Annotated in this window: 17 protein-coding genes; 5 read left to right on the plus strand and 12 right to left on the minus strand. The window is 66.5% G+C overall.

The window, feature by feature from the left end; genetic code table 11:
• The first annotated feature begins 4 nt into the window (after positions 1-4).
• From ACFYLW_RS07360 to ACFYLW_RS07370, 3 genes are all read left to right on the plus strand, one after another.
• The gene (locus tag ACFYLW_RS07360; RefSeq protein WP_312065283.1) at positions 5-610 is read left to right on the plus strand and encodes an isochorismatase family cysteine hydrolase; all 606 of its coding nucleotides are present in this window, start codon (positions 5-7) and stop codon (positions 608-610) included.
• An 85-nt stretch (positions 611-695) separates the two neighbouring features.
• Positions 696-1,451 carry a Crp/Fnr family transcriptional regulator gene (locus ACFYLW_RS07365; protein ID WP_312065284.1) on the plus strand — a complete coding sequence of 252 codons (756 nt, stop codon included), beginning with the start codon at positions 696-698 and terminating at the stop codon, positions 1,449-1,451.
• Positions 1,452-1,519: 68 nt separating this feature from the next.
• Entirely contained in the window at positions 1,520-1,708 is a 189-nt protein-coding gene (locus ACFYLW_RS07370; protein WP_300195062.1) for a hypothetical protein, read from the plus strand.
• Between the two features lie 374 nt (positions 1,709-2,082).
• Here ACFYLW_RS07370 and ACFYLW_RS07375 read toward each other — a convergent pair whose 3' ends face one another.
• Positions 2,083-3,354 carry an FAD-dependent oxidoreductase gene (locus ACFYLW_RS07375; protein WP_312065285.1) on the minus strand — a complete coding sequence of 424 codons (1,272 nt, stop codon included), beginning with the start codon at positions 3,352-3,354 and terminating at the stop codon, positions 2,083-2,085.
• 185 nt (positions 3,355-3,539) lie between these two features.
• On the opposite strand from ACFYLW_RS07375, the gene ACFYLW_RS07380 reads away from it, so the two are divergent.
• Positions 3,540-4,046: a hypothetical protein gene (locus ACFYLW_RS07380; RefSeq protein WP_312065286.1), complete on the plus strand. Its 507-nt coding sequence runs from the start codon at positions 3,540-3,542 to the stop codon at positions 4,044-4,046.
• Here the strand turns inward: ACFYLW_RS07380 and ACFYLW_RS07385 are convergent.
• Both ACFYLW_RS07385 and ACFYLW_RS07390 read right to left on the minus strand, forming a co-directional pair.
• Positions 4,043-4,762 carry a Crp/Fnr family transcriptional regulator gene (locus ACFYLW_RS07385; RefSeq protein WP_390182982.1) on the minus strand — a complete coding sequence of 240 codons (720 nt, stop codon included), beginning with the start codon at positions 4,760-4,762 and terminating at the stop codon, positions 4,043-4,045. The two genes, ACFYLW_RS07380 and ACFYLW_RS07385, sit on opposite strands and share 4 nt — an antisense overlap.
• A 79-nt stretch (positions 4,763-4,841) precedes the next feature.
• Complete coding sequence (locus ACFYLW_RS07390; protein WP_312065287.1) at positions 4,842-5,069, minus strand: hypothetical protein; 228 nt, start codon at positions 5,067-5,069, stop codon at positions 4,842-4,844.
• A 189-nt stretch (positions 5,070-5,258) separates the two neighbouring features.
• Here ACFYLW_RS07390 and ACFYLW_RS07395 point away from each other — a divergent pair, with 189 nt between their 5' ends.
• The gene (locus ACFYLW_RS07395) at positions 5,259-6,038 is read left to right on the plus strand and encodes a Crp/Fnr family transcriptional regulator (RefSeq protein WP_312065288.1); all 780 of its coding nucleotides are present in this window, start codon (positions 5,259-5,261) and stop codon (positions 6,036-6,038) included.
• A gap of 345 nt (positions 6,039-6,383) precedes the next feature.
• Here ACFYLW_RS07395 and ACFYLW_RS07400 read toward each other — a convergent pair whose 3' ends face one another.
• From ACFYLW_RS07400 to ACFYLW_RS07440, 9 genes are all read right to left on the minus strand, one after another.
• Complete coding sequence (locus ACFYLW_RS07400; protein ID WP_313105902.1) at positions 6,384-7,028, minus strand: hypothetical protein; 645 nt, start codon at positions 7,026-7,028, stop codon at positions 6,384-6,386.
• A gap of 35 nt (positions 7,029-7,063) precedes the next feature.
• Entirely contained in the window at positions 7,064-7,318 is a 255-nt protein-coding gene (locus tag ACFYLW_RS07405) for a hypothetical protein (RefSeq protein WP_390182939.1), read from the minus strand.
• A 289-nt stretch (positions 7,319-7,607) separates the two neighbouring features.
• Complete coding sequence (locus ACFYLW_RS07410) at positions 7,608-7,802, minus strand: hypothetical protein (protein WP_312062904.1); 195 nt, start codon at positions 7,800-7,802, stop codon at positions 7,608-7,610.
• 260 nt (positions 7,803-8,062) lie between these two features.
• Positions 8,063-8,278 (minus strand): DUF6894 family protein, encoded by a 216-nt coding sequence (locus ACFYLW_RS07415; protein ID WP_312062902.1) that lies wholly within the window; start codon positions 8,276-8,278, stop codon positions 8,063-8,065.
• A 326-nt stretch (positions 8,279-8,604) separates the two neighbouring features.
• Complete coding sequence (locus tag ACFYLW_RS07420; RefSeq protein WP_300195080.1) at positions 8,605-8,868, minus strand: DksA/TraR family C4-type zinc finger protein; 264 nt, start codon at positions 8,866-8,868, stop codon at positions 8,605-8,607.
• A gap of 852 nt (positions 8,869-9,720) precedes the next feature.
• On the minus strand, positions 9,721-10,020 hold the full coding sequence (locus tag ACFYLW_RS07425; protein WP_312062898.1) for a hypothetical protein: 300 nt from the start codon (positions 10,018-10,020) through the stop codon (positions 9,721-9,723).
• On the minus strand, positions 10,017-12,563 hold the full coding sequence (locus tag ACFYLW_RS07430; protein WP_312062897.1) for a cbb3-type cytochrome c oxidase subunit I: 2,547 nt from the start codon (positions 12,561-12,563) through the stop codon (positions 10,017-10,019). Before ACFYLW_RS07430 ends, ACFYLW_RS07425 begins: the two co-directional genes overlap by 4 nt.
• Positions 12,560-13,510 carry a c-type cytochrome gene (locus ACFYLW_RS07435; RefSeq protein WP_390182940.1) on the minus strand — a complete coding sequence of 317 codons (951 nt, stop codon included), beginning with the start codon at positions 13,508-13,510 and terminating at the stop codon, positions 12,560-12,562. The genes ACFYLW_RS07430 and ACFYLW_RS07435 overlap by 4 nt, the downstream gene beginning before the upstream one ends.
• Positions 13,500-13,880: a c-type cytochrome gene (locus ACFYLW_RS07440; RefSeq protein WP_312062894.1), complete on the minus strand. Its 381-nt coding sequence runs from the start codon at positions 13,878-13,880 to the stop codon at positions 13,500-13,502. Before ACFYLW_RS07440 ends, ACFYLW_RS07435 begins: the two co-directional genes overlap by 11 nt.
• Positions 13,881-13,952: the final 72 nt, after the last annotated feature.

Here is a 13,952-nt window from a genome sequence, read left to right on the forward strand (position 1 = left end):
CACGATGTCGCCCACGGCTTCCGGACATCCTGCGGGCGAACGCCCCGCCCTGCTGATCATAGACATGATCAACGACCTGGAATTCGACGGCGCCGCGGCGATCCTGGCCCAGGCCGAAGCCGCGAGCCTCGTCATCCACGACCTTCGTGCGACCGCCCGCCGCTGCGGCGCGCCGGTCATCTACGTCAATGACAACTTCGATCGATGGTCTGAAGACCGCCGGCAGATCGTCGACCGGGCCTGCCGCGCCGGGGCGCGGGGGGCTTCGATCTCCCGACGTCTGGCGCCCGCCGACGACGACGTCTTCATCATCAAACCCCAGCAGTCGGGCTTCTACGGCACGGGTCTGCCGGTGCTCCTGCCCTCCCTCGGCGCCACCCGCCTGGTTCTCGTGGGGCTCGCCGCGGATCTCTGCCTCCTGTTTACGGCTGCGGACGCCCATATGCGTTCCTATGACCTCTGGACGCCACGCGACGGTCTCGTGCCCTCCCGCCCCGCGAGATTGGAACCCGCGCTGGAGATTCTCTCCGACGGTCTGGGCGCCGACACTCGCCCAGCAGCCTGTCTGGACGCGAAATTCTGGACCAGCGGCGCATCGGCCGGCGCCTGATTTCAGCACCCGGCCAGCACGAAACGCGCGAAAACCAACCTATGTGAAGAACTGGTCGTCGAAGCCATGCTGTTGGTCGAAGGCCATGAAGAATCAGTCGGATACAGGTCTTGAAGCCCGCCTCACCGCGCCCCTGGAGCGGATGCTGGCCAGCTTCGCCCCGATCGGGGTGGAGGGGACTGCCCTGATCCGCAGCAATTTCACAGGCGCGCCCCAGCAGCAGCCCTCCGGCGCCGCCATTCCCATGGACCCCGAGCGCAACCAGGCCCGGCTGGTGACGAGCGGCTGGATCGCGCGCGGCGCCATGCTGAACGACGGACGACGTCAGATCGTCAGCCTCAGCCTGCCCGGCGACGTCATCGTGGCCTCGGGATCGGTCGACGCCGATCTCCAGGTCTGGGCCCTGACCGAGATCGTCACGGTGGACGCCACCGCCTTCTGGACCACGCTTTCCGAGCCCGAGGTGAAGGCCTCTCCCCTGAGGGACGCCTGGCGTCGATGTCGGACGGCGGAACGCCTGCGCATGGCGCGCCAGGTCGTCCGGCTCGGGCGGCTCAACGCCTACGAACGCACGGCCCACCTGCTGCTCGAACTGCACGAGCGTCAGGTCCGTCTCGGGTCCGCGCGTGGCGGCGCCCTCCATCTGCCCCTGACGCAGGACGTGCTCGCCGACATTCTCGGCCTGAGCGCCGTTCACATGAACCGCACCCTCCAGCAGCTTCGACGCAATGTTCTCGTCGACTACAGGGCGGGACGCACCGTGCTTCAGGATCTGCCCGGCCTGGTTCAGGCGGCCAACCTCAGCGCCGTCTGCGGACCGCTCATTCCCACAGCCTTCTGAGGGCCTGGCGCGACCGGAACCGGTCGGACCCCGGACGGGTTGACCTCACGCCTAGTCGCGAGGACGCCATGACCCGAAGCCCAGACCAGCCGCCCCGACCGGACCCGGAGGACAATACCGACCCCACGGTGACGGCGCCGGCCCGCACGGACGGACGCTCCGACGGTCTGGAGGAAAAGAAACCCATCCGGGTCTTCCGCGCCGGCCAGAATGCGGGCGGAGACACCCGTTCCACCGCCGCCTCGACGCGGACCTAGAGCGCGACCGCCGCGCAAGTCGCCTGATCGCGCAAACTCCAGATCACGCTGCCAAAGACGCCTTGGCCCAAACTGGATTCGGCCCGCCTGTCCGAAGACGACGTGCCATCGGTCGCAGGCGTCGCCGATCTTCCTAACCCATGTTGTTGGGCGCCCCTGTGCACAGGGTCAGGATGGCTTCATGTCGAATGCCGGATCCACATCGATACGACCAGGCGGCCTTGTTGGCTGGCTGCTCGCTTTCGTCTTCGGTCGGACGCCCCTGATGCGTCGGTCCGGCCGGACCCGCAACCGGGTCTCGCCCCGGCGACCGGCGCCGAGTCGGCGCGGCTGACCCGCCGAGCCCTTCCCTGGCCGACCAGGAGGGGCTTTCTTCAGTGCAGTTTGAGCCGCCCAGAGACACGGCGGTGGAACAACCGGCTCAGGGCCAGCAGCACGGTTCTGCGCAGACCGACGACAACCCGGTGGTGCTCGAGGTGAAGAGCCATGTAGGCCCAGCGCGCGAGAAGTCCCTCGATCAGGAAGTCGGGGCCGACGAGTCCGCCCATCAGCGAGCCCAGCCCATGACCCGGGCCGAGGGAGATGAGGGAGCCCTTGTCGCGGTATCGATAGGGTCCGGGATCCCCGGGCCGCGTCAGGGCTCTTGCCAGGTAGGCGGCCTCCTGGGATGCGGCCTGGGCCCTGGCCGGAACGGGGCGTCCATTAGGACCCGGCGCCTCTGCGCAGTCGCCCATGGCGTAGACGCCGGAAGCGGAGGTGCGGAGGCGATCGTCCACGACGAACTGGTTGAGACGCCCCGTGGCCAGGCCGAAGGTCCTGTTGATCTCGGCCGCCTTCACCCCGGCGGCCCAGACAATCAGGTCGGCCGGAATCTCGCCGGCGCTGGTCTCCAGCCCGTCGGCCCGGACGCGCGTCACCCGCGCCCCGACGACGAGCCGGACGCCGCGCGCCCGCAAGGCCCGGGCCGCCTTGTCGGCGACCGTCTGGGGAAGACCGCCGAGTATGCGCGGCGCGGCCTCCGCCACCGTCACCTCCAGCGTGAAGCGCTCGGTGGGGTCGAGCGCCGCCGACAGGACCGCATGTCCTTCCAGAAGCTCCGTGGCGAGTTCGACCCCCGTCGCGCCGGCCCCGACGATGGCGATCCTGAGCAGACGGCGACCGTCATAGGCGGATGACAGGAAGAGCGCGGCGAGCCGCCGGTGAAAGGCCTCCGCGTCCGCCACGTCCTCGAGCAGACAGGCGTGTTCAGCCGCGCCGGGCGTGTCGAACAGATGGCTCCCGGCGCCCGTAGCCAGAACCAGGCGTTCGAAATCCAGCGACCGCGCCCCGATCAGCAGGGCGCCGTCGACGTCCCGGGTTTCAGCCAGACGAAGGCGGCGCGCGACGGGGTCGAGGCCTTCGACCTCGCCCAGCATGAACCTGAAATGATTGCGACGCGCGAGCATCAGATAGTCGAGGCCTTCCTGCCTCGAGTCCAGCGAGCCGGCCGCGACTTCATGAAGGGAGGGTTTCCACAGATGAAAGACCGCCCGGTCTATGAGGAGCACTTTCCCGGGCCCTTCGTGGGGGCCCAGCCGGCGTCCGAGAAGGGCGGCCAGCTCCAGGCCGCCTGCACCGCCGCCCACGATCACGATCTGGTCCTGCATCCTGAATCAATCCCTGCCTCCTGCAGGGGTTGCCAAAGTTCCGGAGCGCCGCCTGCCCGCCTGGATCTATTGGGTTTCCCCGAGCCCCGTCCTCCGCCAGTGACCAAAAGAGGACTCTGGGCGCCGGGGCGCGGACGATTGGCTTTCAATATCGTCCCTGGTCCCGAAAGAAGGAGGTTCTGAACATGCTTGCCGAGCTCCGCTATCTCGACAGCCGTTTCAAGGACCATCTTGAATCGGAGACGGGCGCGGACCGCCCCGCCGAACTCTGCCGGCTGTTCGCCATGGTCTCCATCATCCGCGAGGAACTGCTCTACCCCCGCTATGTCGACATCGACCGCGGGGTCGTGGACGACCTGATCTCGATCATGGACCTGATGCGGGTCATCGCCGGCGAGGTGGAGGCCGCGACTCCGGTCGAGATCCTGGCGACGCGCGCCTGGATCCGACAATGGCGACGCCTGTGGCGAGACCACGCCGCCCTGGAACAGGGGTCGAACGGACCCTTCAAGCTTCTAGGCTCTCCGCCCCGTGACAAGTATTTCGGCACAGACCTGAAGGATCGCCTGGCCGGGCTGGACAGTCTTTCGGACCTGCCCGTGCCGGAACCGGTTTCCCTATGGAAATTTCGGAGCCATCGCCTTCCCTCCTCGGGTCTCGTGATCGACAACCACGAACTAGACCAGATTTAGACCGGAGCCTTTGTCAGCCTCAGATAGGTGAGGTCGAACTCCGCCTGCCTGACCAGGCCGTCCCAATCGCAGATCTCGATGGCGCGTCCTGTCCATTTGACCAGTTCCGCGCTCCGGAGTTGGGCGATGGAACGATTGACGTGGACGTCCGACAGCCCGAGGACGTCTGCGAGGACGGCCTGGCTGAGAGGAAGCTCCATCCTTCCGCTACCCGCGCGATGGACAATCTCCAGGCGACGATAGAGTTCGCACAGGAGATGGGCGAGGCGCGCCACGGCGTTCCGGCGTCCCAGGCCTGCGATCCATTGCCGGTGCACGGCGGCGTCGATCAGGGTGTCCATCCAGAGCAGCCGGGTCAGATGGGGTTCGGTCTCTGTCAGCCGGCGCAGGCCCTCATGGGGGCATCGCGCCACCGTGCAGGCAGTGAGCGCAACCACCCCGTGATCCATCGGGTTCATCATCAGACTGTGCAGATCGACGAAGTCGCCGGGCACGTTCAGTTCCGTGATCTGCCTCGAACCGTTCATCAGCACGACATATCGGGCCCCGAAGCCGTCGAGGATCAGGGTGCTGAAGCCGGGCGATGAATGCTGCCGGACGATGTCGGCTCCCGCCGGAATGACGACCGGCGGCTGAAGAAGCTCACCCAGAACCAGCTTCTCCGGCTCGGATAGGTCATCACGGCGCGACAGCTTCTGGATCAGGGGACTGATCAGGACGTCTCCTCGCGTTAAGGGTCGCCGTGTTAATCCTCATGCGCCGCACGCGTTCCGTCGCCGCGCCGTCGGCCTTGGGTCAAGATTTCCAACTGGGCCCGCCGGCCTCCGACGACACGCCACAGGGGTCCGACGAAACCTTGAACCGCAGTTCCCCGTCCTCGAACACCCTGGCTTCCTGAAACGTCCTGCTCGCGCCCAACCGGCGTTTCACCTGTGCGATAGCCGCCTGCTCGTCGGCCAGGAGGCGCTCGGTTCTCAGCACGCCGGTCCCGCGTGCGCTGTAGCAAATGGTGAAAAGAGTCATATCGCCTCCGGGTCCCGAAGATGAATTCAAAGCCTGGGCGCTCGTTCCTTATGCACTGAGCCGGACTTGGCGAAAAAGACGACATCGGCTGCTCGCGCATTTCAGACTTCCTCGCGCTATTCCTAACCCATGTAAGTGCGGCTTGTGCCCGGGGCGTCACTCTGCGCTCAGGAGTCCGACATGCAAACTATGATCAGCCTCACCAATACCGGTTGCGGTCTTCATCGACCGCACTTGGACCTGGTCGACCATCCTGTCTTCCAGGCGCTCCCGCGCAGCATCCAGTCGATCGCACAGGCTCGCAGCAGGCTGATGACGATCCCTGCCGGCCAGCCCCTCGTGGAAACCGGCTTTCTCTCCTTTGTTCTCGCAGGCGTTCTGGGCCTCTTCCCGCATGGCGACCGCATCTGCGTCGCGACCGTCGTCGCCGGGTCGGTTCATGGATGGGACCACGCCCTTGAGCCCGACGCCGGCCGGCCAACGGCCAGAGCCCTGATCGACACCACCTTTTGCCGGGTGCCCGCTGACTGCGTCGTCGACGGCCTCGGCCGCGACTGGCTCAACCGTCTGGTCGCCCGGCAGTCTTCCAGACGACTGAGCGGGCTGGCCGCCGAAGCGGCCTGCAACGCCTCGCACCTGGTCCAGGAGCGGCTGGCGAAGTGGTTGGTCCGGCTCCATTGCGGGGCCAATGGCGCGCCCCTCCGGCTGACCCAGGCCGATTTCGGCGCCATGCTCGGCGTGCAGAGGACCAGCGTCAACGCCGCCGCTGGACGCCTGCAGTCCCTCGGTCTGGTCCGGTTCGGACGTGGACGGGTCCAGATCCTCGACCTGGCCGGTCTGCGCGCCGTGTCCTGCGGCTGCGGCGACAGCAGGACGCCCTCGGCGACCATGGTCGTCGGCCCGCAACGCCCTGCGGAATCTGCAAGCTTGGTCTCCAACGATGCTCATCAACGGGATACAGCCGCCTGATCAGGGTGGACCGGAGCGACCGATGCTGAGCGGCCTGCCGCCTCGTTCAGGAGGCCGCCCCGTCCTCCTCGAAGAAGATCCTGGCCCGCCAGCACGACGCCTGCCGCGACGAGCAAGCCAGCGCAAAAGCCGACAACCGCTAACCTCAAGGCGCGCCGTCTGCGACCTGGGCGGACCCTGTCTGGAAAAGAAATGACGACGCCCATGTCTTCGACCCTTGCCTGGACCAGGAACGCCGAAATCCCCGCCGCAGGCGGGAAATGTCGTCTGGGCGACACTGCAGTCGCCGACAAAAGAGGGGCGTCGCTCCGGTCAGGAGAGACGCCCCGGGTTTTTTGAACCGCGTCAGCGGTAGCGCGCGCGTTCGGCTCTGATCTGTTCCGGACTATAGGGTTCACCCCGCGGATCGAACTCGGTCCAGCCCGCCTGGCGGTAGACGCCGCCTCGGGTGACAGCATCCAGGCCGCGACGATTGTCCAGAATGGTCTCGATCCGGGCACGATCCGCATCGGACGCCTGGACGCTGACGAGGGTGCCGCCGCGCCGGACGCCCTCGGCATAGACGTGGGCGTCTTCGTCGCTGTGGCCGGCTTCCTTGAGCGCGCCGAGAAGACCGCCGGTCGCGCCGCCGGCCGCCGCGCCCACCGCGGCGCCGACAGCCGTCGACGCCAGCCAACCCGCCGCAACGACCGGCCCCAGGCCCGGGATCGCCAGCATGCCCAGGCCGGCCAGAACGCCGACGCCGGCGCCGATAGCGCCGCCCGCAGCCGCACCCTTGCCCGCCCCTTCGCCGACGTCGTTGACGCCGTCGCCATTCCTGTCGCCCAGGGCGGAGCCGGCATGGTCCTTGTGTTGATGACCATCATGCCATTCTTCCGCATTGTTGGAGACAATGCTGATGGTCGAATGATCAAAGCCGGCGGCCTCGAGTTCAGAGACGGCGGCCAAGGCCTCGGTGTGGTGGTCGAACAGACGCGTAACAACAGGCATGAGAGCTCCTTTGATTATCAGTTGTCGTTGAAGGGTCAGCGACCCGGAACGGCGGCGCTCACCACGCCCTTGTAGTCGACCGAGACCACGGCCTCGGCGCCATCCTTGGTGGCGGACGCGCTCCACACGCCCTGGGCGTCCTGGCTCAACGGGCCGGCGACGACATAGCCCTGCTTCTCGATCGCCGAACGCGCCTGAGCCTCCGTGAAGGAGTTGGCTCCCGGTGTAAGCGTATCGCCGCCGCCCGTATCGACGGCTGGATTGCGCGGCGTTTCAGACCCCGAAACCACGGGGCCCTCAACCTGCCCGCGATCGGAAGAATTGTCTCCACACGCGGTCAGCATCAGCGCCGTCGCGGCGAGAGCGGGAATTAACAGCTTCATTCAAGCGCCTTTCGTTGTGAGCGATTTCAAGCAATGCCCCCCCGAAGAGTTGCCGACCGAAATTTCAACACCTCCAGCGGAACCCTCCAAAATTGCTCGGAAACGGGCTGAAATCGTCGATAAAGTCCGCATTCTGAAGTTATGTCGGGTTTTGAACATTGCGCCGGACCCGCCGCTACAGCGTGGAAGACGCCGCTCAGCCGAGCGGCTTCTGGTAGATGTGACCGCCAGAAGAGCGGTCGATAATACGCGCTATCTGCTGGAGCACGACGCGCTCGCCGGCTGTAGCGCCAGAGGATCTGGCCGCCTGTAGAAGAGCGTCGATCTCACCCAGTTTTCCCGGAAGCGCCGGGAGTTCCACAGTTCTGAAGGCCTGGTCGTGCATGCTCATGTGTCTGCTCCTGATGACTTCCGGAGCAACGCCGGACCGTCCGTCTCGCTCCAGGCCCCAGGGAAAAGCCCGCCTCAAGGGCCGCTTCCCTCCCCAAACGAGGCGATAAGTCCGGAACCCGACGGAGGGAGCGGCGACGGCGGACGCGACGTTGTCCTGGTGCAGATCCTTCTTGGGGAGAAGATCGGCAGACGGCCGGCTCCGTGATTGCCCCCCCTTTGGCGTAACCGGCCGTCTTCTTCGCCCCTTTGGCCCAGGCTCTAATGAGCCGAAGCGCCGACCCGGCAGATTTCCCGACCTTCGTTCCGGACAATGATCTGAAGCGAGAAGGCGCCGCCTTCCCGCACAGGCTTCTCGCGCAACATCTCCGAAAGGAAGAGGATGGCCTCCCGCCAGGCATCGGCGTCCGTGGACGCCGCGCCCTGAAGGGGCGTCTCGGAGTCCACGCCGCTCAAGATGAAATCATAGGTCGCCATGAAGACTTCTACGTTCGGGGAAGTCGGGCGGGTCCCAAATGGCCGATACCGGACACAAGCGTGCTGGAGAGGCCTCAGGCGCCCAAGGCATCGAACGTCGACATCGTCGTCGCGTTTCCCCGAGTTGACGGGTAGACGCCTCGCGCGACCGAAGCTCCAAAAGCCGTGCTCGCGCATCTCTTGGGTGCGCGCCGCCAACACATCCGCCTTTTCCAGGCGGCGGAGCTAGCGACGGCAGAAGCAGCCCAGGCGTTCAAGAACTGATGGATAGAAGAAGGTCTTCTCCCGTCCAGCAGCCTTATCGACGCAACCTCACTGCGCGGCTCCTAGCGCAGCTGACTGTCCTTGCTTCCGCGCCGGTTGATGCCGACGGTCACAATCCGCGCGTCCCTGCCGGACTGGCAGGACACACAGGTCGCAGCCCCTGGCATGGCGCGGCGACGGGCTTCGGGAATGGCGTCGCCACATTCGAGACAGGCGTCTCGCCCCGGCCCATTGGGAATACGAGCGCGTGCTGTGAGGACGCCGTCAACGACAGTGTCGTTAATCTGGTCAAGCACCGCGCCGTCCCTGGTCCAGCCTCCAGCCATGGATGATCGCCTCCGTCCTGATGATGAGGATGGAATATGGGGAGGCGGGCTCTAATCCCAGCTTGGCTGACCCTCTTCCTCGCGCTGTCCGGAAGGGTTTCAGATTAGAGACATGACTGGCCCAGGCTGAAGGGCCGCCCGCTTGTCGGCCATGTAGCGAAGCTCGAAGCCTTTGGCGACGGTCGGCCAGACGCGGACAGAAAGACGCGACAGCCACCTCGTATCGGGCTCCGCGCGGCTTGAGGGCGGCGATCTGAGGATCTTCACGCACCAGATCCTCAGGCATGCGCCCTCCCAGATCACTCTGCACGCCAAATCCACATCAGGGCGGGCGCCGGGAGGCAGGCGACTGGACAGGATGCCCAGATGGCCGCAGCCGAACTCCAGGCGTTCGGGATGTCTTCCGCAGGAGGCCGCCCGAGCATGCTGAAGCGCCTCGAGATCGGCAGGACAAGAAATAGATGAAGCGTCAGCGGGACGGCGGCGCCGCCGGGCCGATAACCGACCCGGCCCCAGAGCCTGCCCCAGAGCCGACCCCAGAGCCGGCCGCCGCCCTTTGCACCCGTGCATCGGAACGCCTTATCTGCTCGGGCGACCGCCGCGGCGCAGGACCTGCGCACAGGTCGGGCCGACCGTCGGGCGTAAGGGGTGACAAACAGCCATACCCTCGGTCGACGCTAAGCCCCAGCCGCTCTGCCAATTCCGTGCGGCCCCGGGCGGGAGGCAGGAGGCGTCTTACTCGGCCGCATCAGACAGGACAGAGAGATTTCGATGAATATGGATAGGGGCCAAAAACTCAGGGTCCAGCGTGGCCTATTGTCATAAGTCCAAAGCCGCGTCCGCGGCAGACGTTCAAAAAGCCAGCGGCGCTGTCTGCCAGCAGACGCCGATCACGGCGACCAGGAGACTCGTCAGGCCCACCCGCCGCTCCCATGCCTCCGGACCGGACACCTGGCGTCGCCCTCTCCAGAACCACGCCCCCATGGCGACAATGGCGAGCAGACAGCCCATGCTGAACGCCAGCCCTATCCAGCGCGCGCTTCCGGCTTCGCTGGACAACCAGACGTCGGCGGCGCTGGAAATCAGATAGACCCCGACGAAGTGCGCGGCCCAGATCAGCAGCCCGCCGGTCATCCTCAACCAGCGGGTCATGTCGCACCGCCCGGGAAGAGGCGGACCAGCAGGATCACCCCGATCGCCTGGGCTGCGGTGAAGGCCAGGAAGAGGCTGATCAGGTCCACCGTCGAAGGGCGTTCGGCGGCCAGACGACCAAACAGCCGCCTCAGCACGACATAGAGCCCCATCAGGCCGCCGACAGCCGCGAAGGTCCCGGCCCAGCCGAGCAGGGCGTAGACCGACGCCCCCTGGCTGGAAACCTCCGGCCGCAATCCGGTCGCCCACCACGCCCTCCCCTCCAGGATCGTCGCCGCGATCGCCGCGGCGGAGGCCAGCACCAGCAAGCCGGCCGCGGCCGTAACCGCTCCCTCTCGCGCCGATCGCACGGCCCGCGGCGCTGCGCCGGCGCAAAGCCCGGCCACGACCAGCAGGCCGACGGACGCCATGAACGAGCTGATGTCCGGCGGGGCCTGCCACAGATCCGGCCGTCGGCTCCACAGGAAGACATAGGAGAACCCTGCCAGCAGGCAGACCATCCCCCCGACGATCAGGACGATCACCATGGCCCACCATCCGTGACTGGAAGGACCTGACACATGGTTGGGCACGCGGATCGACGCCCCGATATCAGTCGTCTTGCGGGCATGAGGCGCGTCCAGGAACCAGCACCAGCGCATGATGCAGTAGACGGCCAGCACGCCGCTGACGACGGCGGCCGCATAGGCCTGAACGGTCAGGATCAGGAAGAAGCCCGCCGTGAAGACCGCCCCGAACACGTGCCAGGCCGATGGTCTGGGGATCCGCAGCACATACTGCGGCTCGGCGTTCAGCGGACTGGTGACCAAGGTCTGGCGCTCGCCCCGGGCCGCGCCCGGCAGGAGGTAGCGGCCCGCCGCCACGTCCCTGGCCAGCCCCCTCTGGTCCCACAAGGGATAGAGGCTCTTCACCACCGGGATCGACCGCACCGAATAGAATCCGCTGGGCAGCCATTCCAGGCCCGGGCCATCGTGGATGTTGCCGGCCTCGCGCCGACCAAAGGGCCGGAAGTTGCGGATCATGTCGATGACCCACAGCAGGACGGCCAGACCGAACATGAAGGCGCCGATGGTCGAGATGAAGTTGGGCAGATCCCAGCCTCTCCCCGGCAGGTAGGTGTAAACCCGTCTCGGCATGCCCATCAGCCCGGTCAGGTGCATGGGCATGAAGGCCAGGTTGTGCCCGGCGAACATGAGCCAGAAGACCCACTTCCCCCAGGATTCGCTCAGGGGCCGCGCGCTGGACATGGGCAGCCAATAATAGATGGCGGCGAACAGCGGGAAGACCATGCCGCCGATCAGGACGTAATGCAGGTGGGCGACGATGAAATAGCTGTCGTGGGCCTGCCAGTCGAAGGGCACCATGGCGACCATGACGCCTGTCAGCCCGCCCATGACGAAGATGACCATGCCGCCGACGGCGAACAGGCCCGGCGTCGAGAACCGCATCCTGCCCGCCGCCATGGTCGCGATCCAGGCGAAGACCTGAACCCCGGCCGGCACGCTGACCGCCATGGAGGCCGCGCTGAAATAGTTGATGCTGATCTGCGGCATGCCCGTGGTGAACATGTGGTGGGCCCAGACGCCGAAGCTGATGAAGCCCGTCGCCAGCATGGCCATGACCACCAGGGGATGTCCGACCAGAGGCGTGCGCGCCATGGCCGGGATGATGGTCGACATGGCTCCCGCCGCCGGCAGGAAGATGATGTAGACCTCGGGGTGGCCGAAGAACCAGAAGAGGTGCTGCCACAGCATGGGGTCGCCGCCCTTGAGCGGGTCGAAGAAGGGCCAGCCGAGCGCCCTTTCCAGCTCCAGCAAGAGGGTCGCCAGGATAATCGACGGAAAGGCGATGATGATCATGCAGGCGAAGATCAGCATGGCCCAGGCGAAGACGGGCAGCTTGTCCAGGGTCATGCCCGGCGCCCGCGTCTTCAACACCCCGACAATGATCTCGATAGCGCCGGCGATGGCCGAGATCTCGATGAAGCCGATGCCCAGCAGCCAGAAGTCGGCGTTGATTCCGGGCGAATAGGTCATGCTGGTCAGCGGCGGGTACATGAACCAGCCCCCGTCCGGCGCCAGGCCGAAGAACAGCGAGCAGAAGAAGGCCAGCCCTCCGATCAGATAGGCCCAGAAGGCGTAGGCCCCCAGGCGTGGAAACGGCAGGTCGCGCGCCCCCAGCATCTGCGGCAACAGCAGGACGCCCAGGGCCTCGACCGCCGGGACGGCGAACAGGAACATCATCACCGTGCCATGCATGGTGAAGATCTGGTTGTAGGTGTCCTGGGGCAGGAAGCCCGTCATCGGCAGGGCCAGCTGCGTCCGCATCAGCAGGGCCAGGACCCCCGCCAGCACGAAAAAGAGCATGGCCGCGCCGACATAATAGACGCCGATGATGTTGTTATTGGTCGCCGTGATCCATTCCCACGGCGAGCGCGGCCCGCACCAGGCCTGTTCCAGCTGCTCCAGCTCCCCCTCAGGCCGGGGCTCCGTGGTCGGGAAGCGGTCGTACTTGTCGACGTCGAAGCCGGTTTCCGACGTCATTTGAGGCTTTCCAGATAAGCCGCGACATCGCGCAGCTCCTGTCCGCTCAGGACGGAATAGGACGGCATGCGATTGCCGGGTTTGATGCCCTGGCTGTCGGCGATCCAGCCCGCCATCGTGCCCTGGTTATTAGGCAGGATGCCGGCCCCAAGGGTCTGGCGCGATCCGACATGGGTCAGATCCGGCCCAGCCAGACCATTGGCCTCCGTCCCCCGGATCGTATGGCACGCGCCGCAGCCCGAGGCGGTGAACACCGCTGCGCCAGGCAAGGTCGACGCCGCCGCCGGAGCGGCCTGTTTGAGACGCCACGTCGCAAAATCGGCCGGCGCATGGGCCACCACCACCAGTCCCATCAGGGCGTGGGGCCCGCCGCAGTATTCCGCGCACTGGCCTGCATAGACGCCCGGCGCGTCAGCCTGCAGTCGCATGAAGTTGCGCCGGCCGGGGATCATGTCGGTCTTGCCGCCCAGACGCGGAATCCAGACGCTGTGGATCACATCCGCGCTTTCCAGTTCCAGAACCACCGGACGACCGGCGGGAATATGGACTTCGTTGGCGTCCTGAACGACTTCGCGGCCCTGATCATCGAGATAGGCCACGCGCCACCACCACATCTCGCCCGTGACGCGCACCCGCATTTCGCCGGGGCGCGGGGCGTCAGCCACGCGGGCTGTCACGCTCAGCCCATAGATCAGAAGGCCGGTCAGCACGACGACAGGAAAGGCCAGGCCGCCGATCCAGACCAGCTTCTCGCCCGCGACCCGCCGCTTCCATCGGGGTGGTCCGAACGGGGCGACGCCGAGCGCGATCAGCACCAGGATCAGCACCACGGCGCCCATGACGAACAGGACCCAGGCGACGGTGGCCACCGGTCCGGCGAAGGGGCCGGCCGGATCCAGCACAGGCGGCGGCCAGCCGCTCAGAACGGCGGGCGTCTCAATCGTCATCGAGCGTATAGAGATAGGCCGCCACATCGCGGGCTTCGGCGTCGGTCAGAGGCATGGGCGGCATGCCAGTACCGGGCAGCAGGGCCGGCGCGTCCCGAACGAAGGCCGCCATTACCGCGGGTTGGTTGGGCAGTCGCCCCGCGATCATCGGTCGCGACGCCACCCCTGTCAGATCCCCGCCGGTGCGGCCTTGCGGCCAACGAACGCCCGGTATGGCATGGCAGGCGGCGCAGCCATGACGCTCGATCAGTCTGAGCCCTTCTGCTGCATCGGCCTGGGCCAGGGTGCGCGGCGCATTCGCCTTGTCTGCGCAGGCCGTCACGGCGGCGCACAGCCCCGTCGCCAGCAGCAAGGCCCCTATGGTTCGCATCGTCCGTACATGATCGCATCCCGCCCCTCTCCAGCTTCACCAGAACCCAATCCTTCGCAGCCTGAGGGGTTC

Origin of the sequence: Brevundimonas sp. NPDC007368 (assembly GCF_042869015.1) — a bacterium.
Lineage (GTDB): Bacteria > Pseudomonadota > Alphaproteobacteria > Caulobacterales > Caulobacteraceae > Brevundimonas.

Bases quoted from the DNA above. Each gene is read 5' to 3' on its own strand.
- ACFYLW_RS07360 (WP_312065283.1), top strand. From the start codon at position 5: ATGTCGCCCACGGCTTCCGGACATCCTGCGGGCGAACGCCCCGCCCTG.
- ACFYLW_RS07365 (WP_312065284.1), top strand. From the start codon at position 696: ATGAAGAATCAGTCGGATACAGGTCTTGAAGCCCGCCTCACCGCGCCC.
- ACFYLW_RS07370 (WP_300195062.1), top strand. From the start codon at position 1,520: ATGACCCGAAGCCCAGACCAGCCGCCCCGACCGGACCCGGAGGACAAT.
- ACFYLW_RS07375 (WP_312065285.1), bottom strand. From the start codon at position 3,354: ATGCAGGACCAGATCGTGATCGTGGGCGGCGGTGCAGGCGGCCTGGAG.
- ACFYLW_RS07380 (WP_312065286.1), top strand. From the start codon at position 3,540: ATGCTTGCCGAGCTCCGCTATCTCGACAGCCGTTTCAAGGACCATCTT.
- ACFYLW_RS07390 (WP_312065287.1), bottom strand. From the start codon at position 5,069: ATGACTCTTTTCACCATTTGCTACAGCGCACGCGGGACCGGCGTGCTG.
- ACFYLW_RS07395 (WP_312065288.1), top strand. From the start codon at position 5,259: ATGATCAGCCTCACCAATACCGGTTGCGGTCTTCATCGACCGCACTTG.
- ACFYLW_RS07400 (WP_313105902.1), bottom strand. From the start codon at position 7,028: ATGCCTGTTGTTACGCGTCTGTTCGACCACCACACCGAGGCCTTGGCC.
- ACFYLW_RS07410 (WP_312062904.1), bottom strand. From the start codon at position 7,802: ATGAGCATGCACGACCAGGCCTTCAGAACTGTGGAACTCCCGGCGCTT.
- ACFYLW_RS07415 (WP_312062902.1), bottom strand. From the start codon at position 8,278: ATGGCGACCTATGATTTCATCTTGAGCGGCGTGGACTCCGAGACGCCC.
- ACFYLW_RS07420 (WP_300195080.1), bottom strand. From the start codon at position 8,868: ATGGCTGGAGGCTGGACCAGGGACGGCGCGGTGCTTGACCAGATTAAC.
- ACFYLW_RS07425 (WP_312062898.1), bottom strand. From the start codon at position 10,020: ATGACCCGCTGGTTGAGGATGACCGGCGGGCTGCTGATCTGGGCCGCG.
- ACFYLW_RS07430 (WP_312062897.1), bottom strand. From the start codon at position 12,563: ATGACGTCGGAAACCGGCTTCGACGTCGACAAGTACGACCGCTTCCCG.
- ACFYLW_RS07435 (WP_390182940.1), bottom strand. From the start codon at position 13,510: ATGACGATTGAGACGCCCGCCGTTCTGAGCGGCTGGCCGCCGCCTGTG.
- ACFYLW_RS07440 (WP_312062894.1), bottom strand. From the start codon at position 13,880: ATGCGAACCATAGGGGCCTTGCTGCTGGCGACGGGGCTGTGCGCCGCC.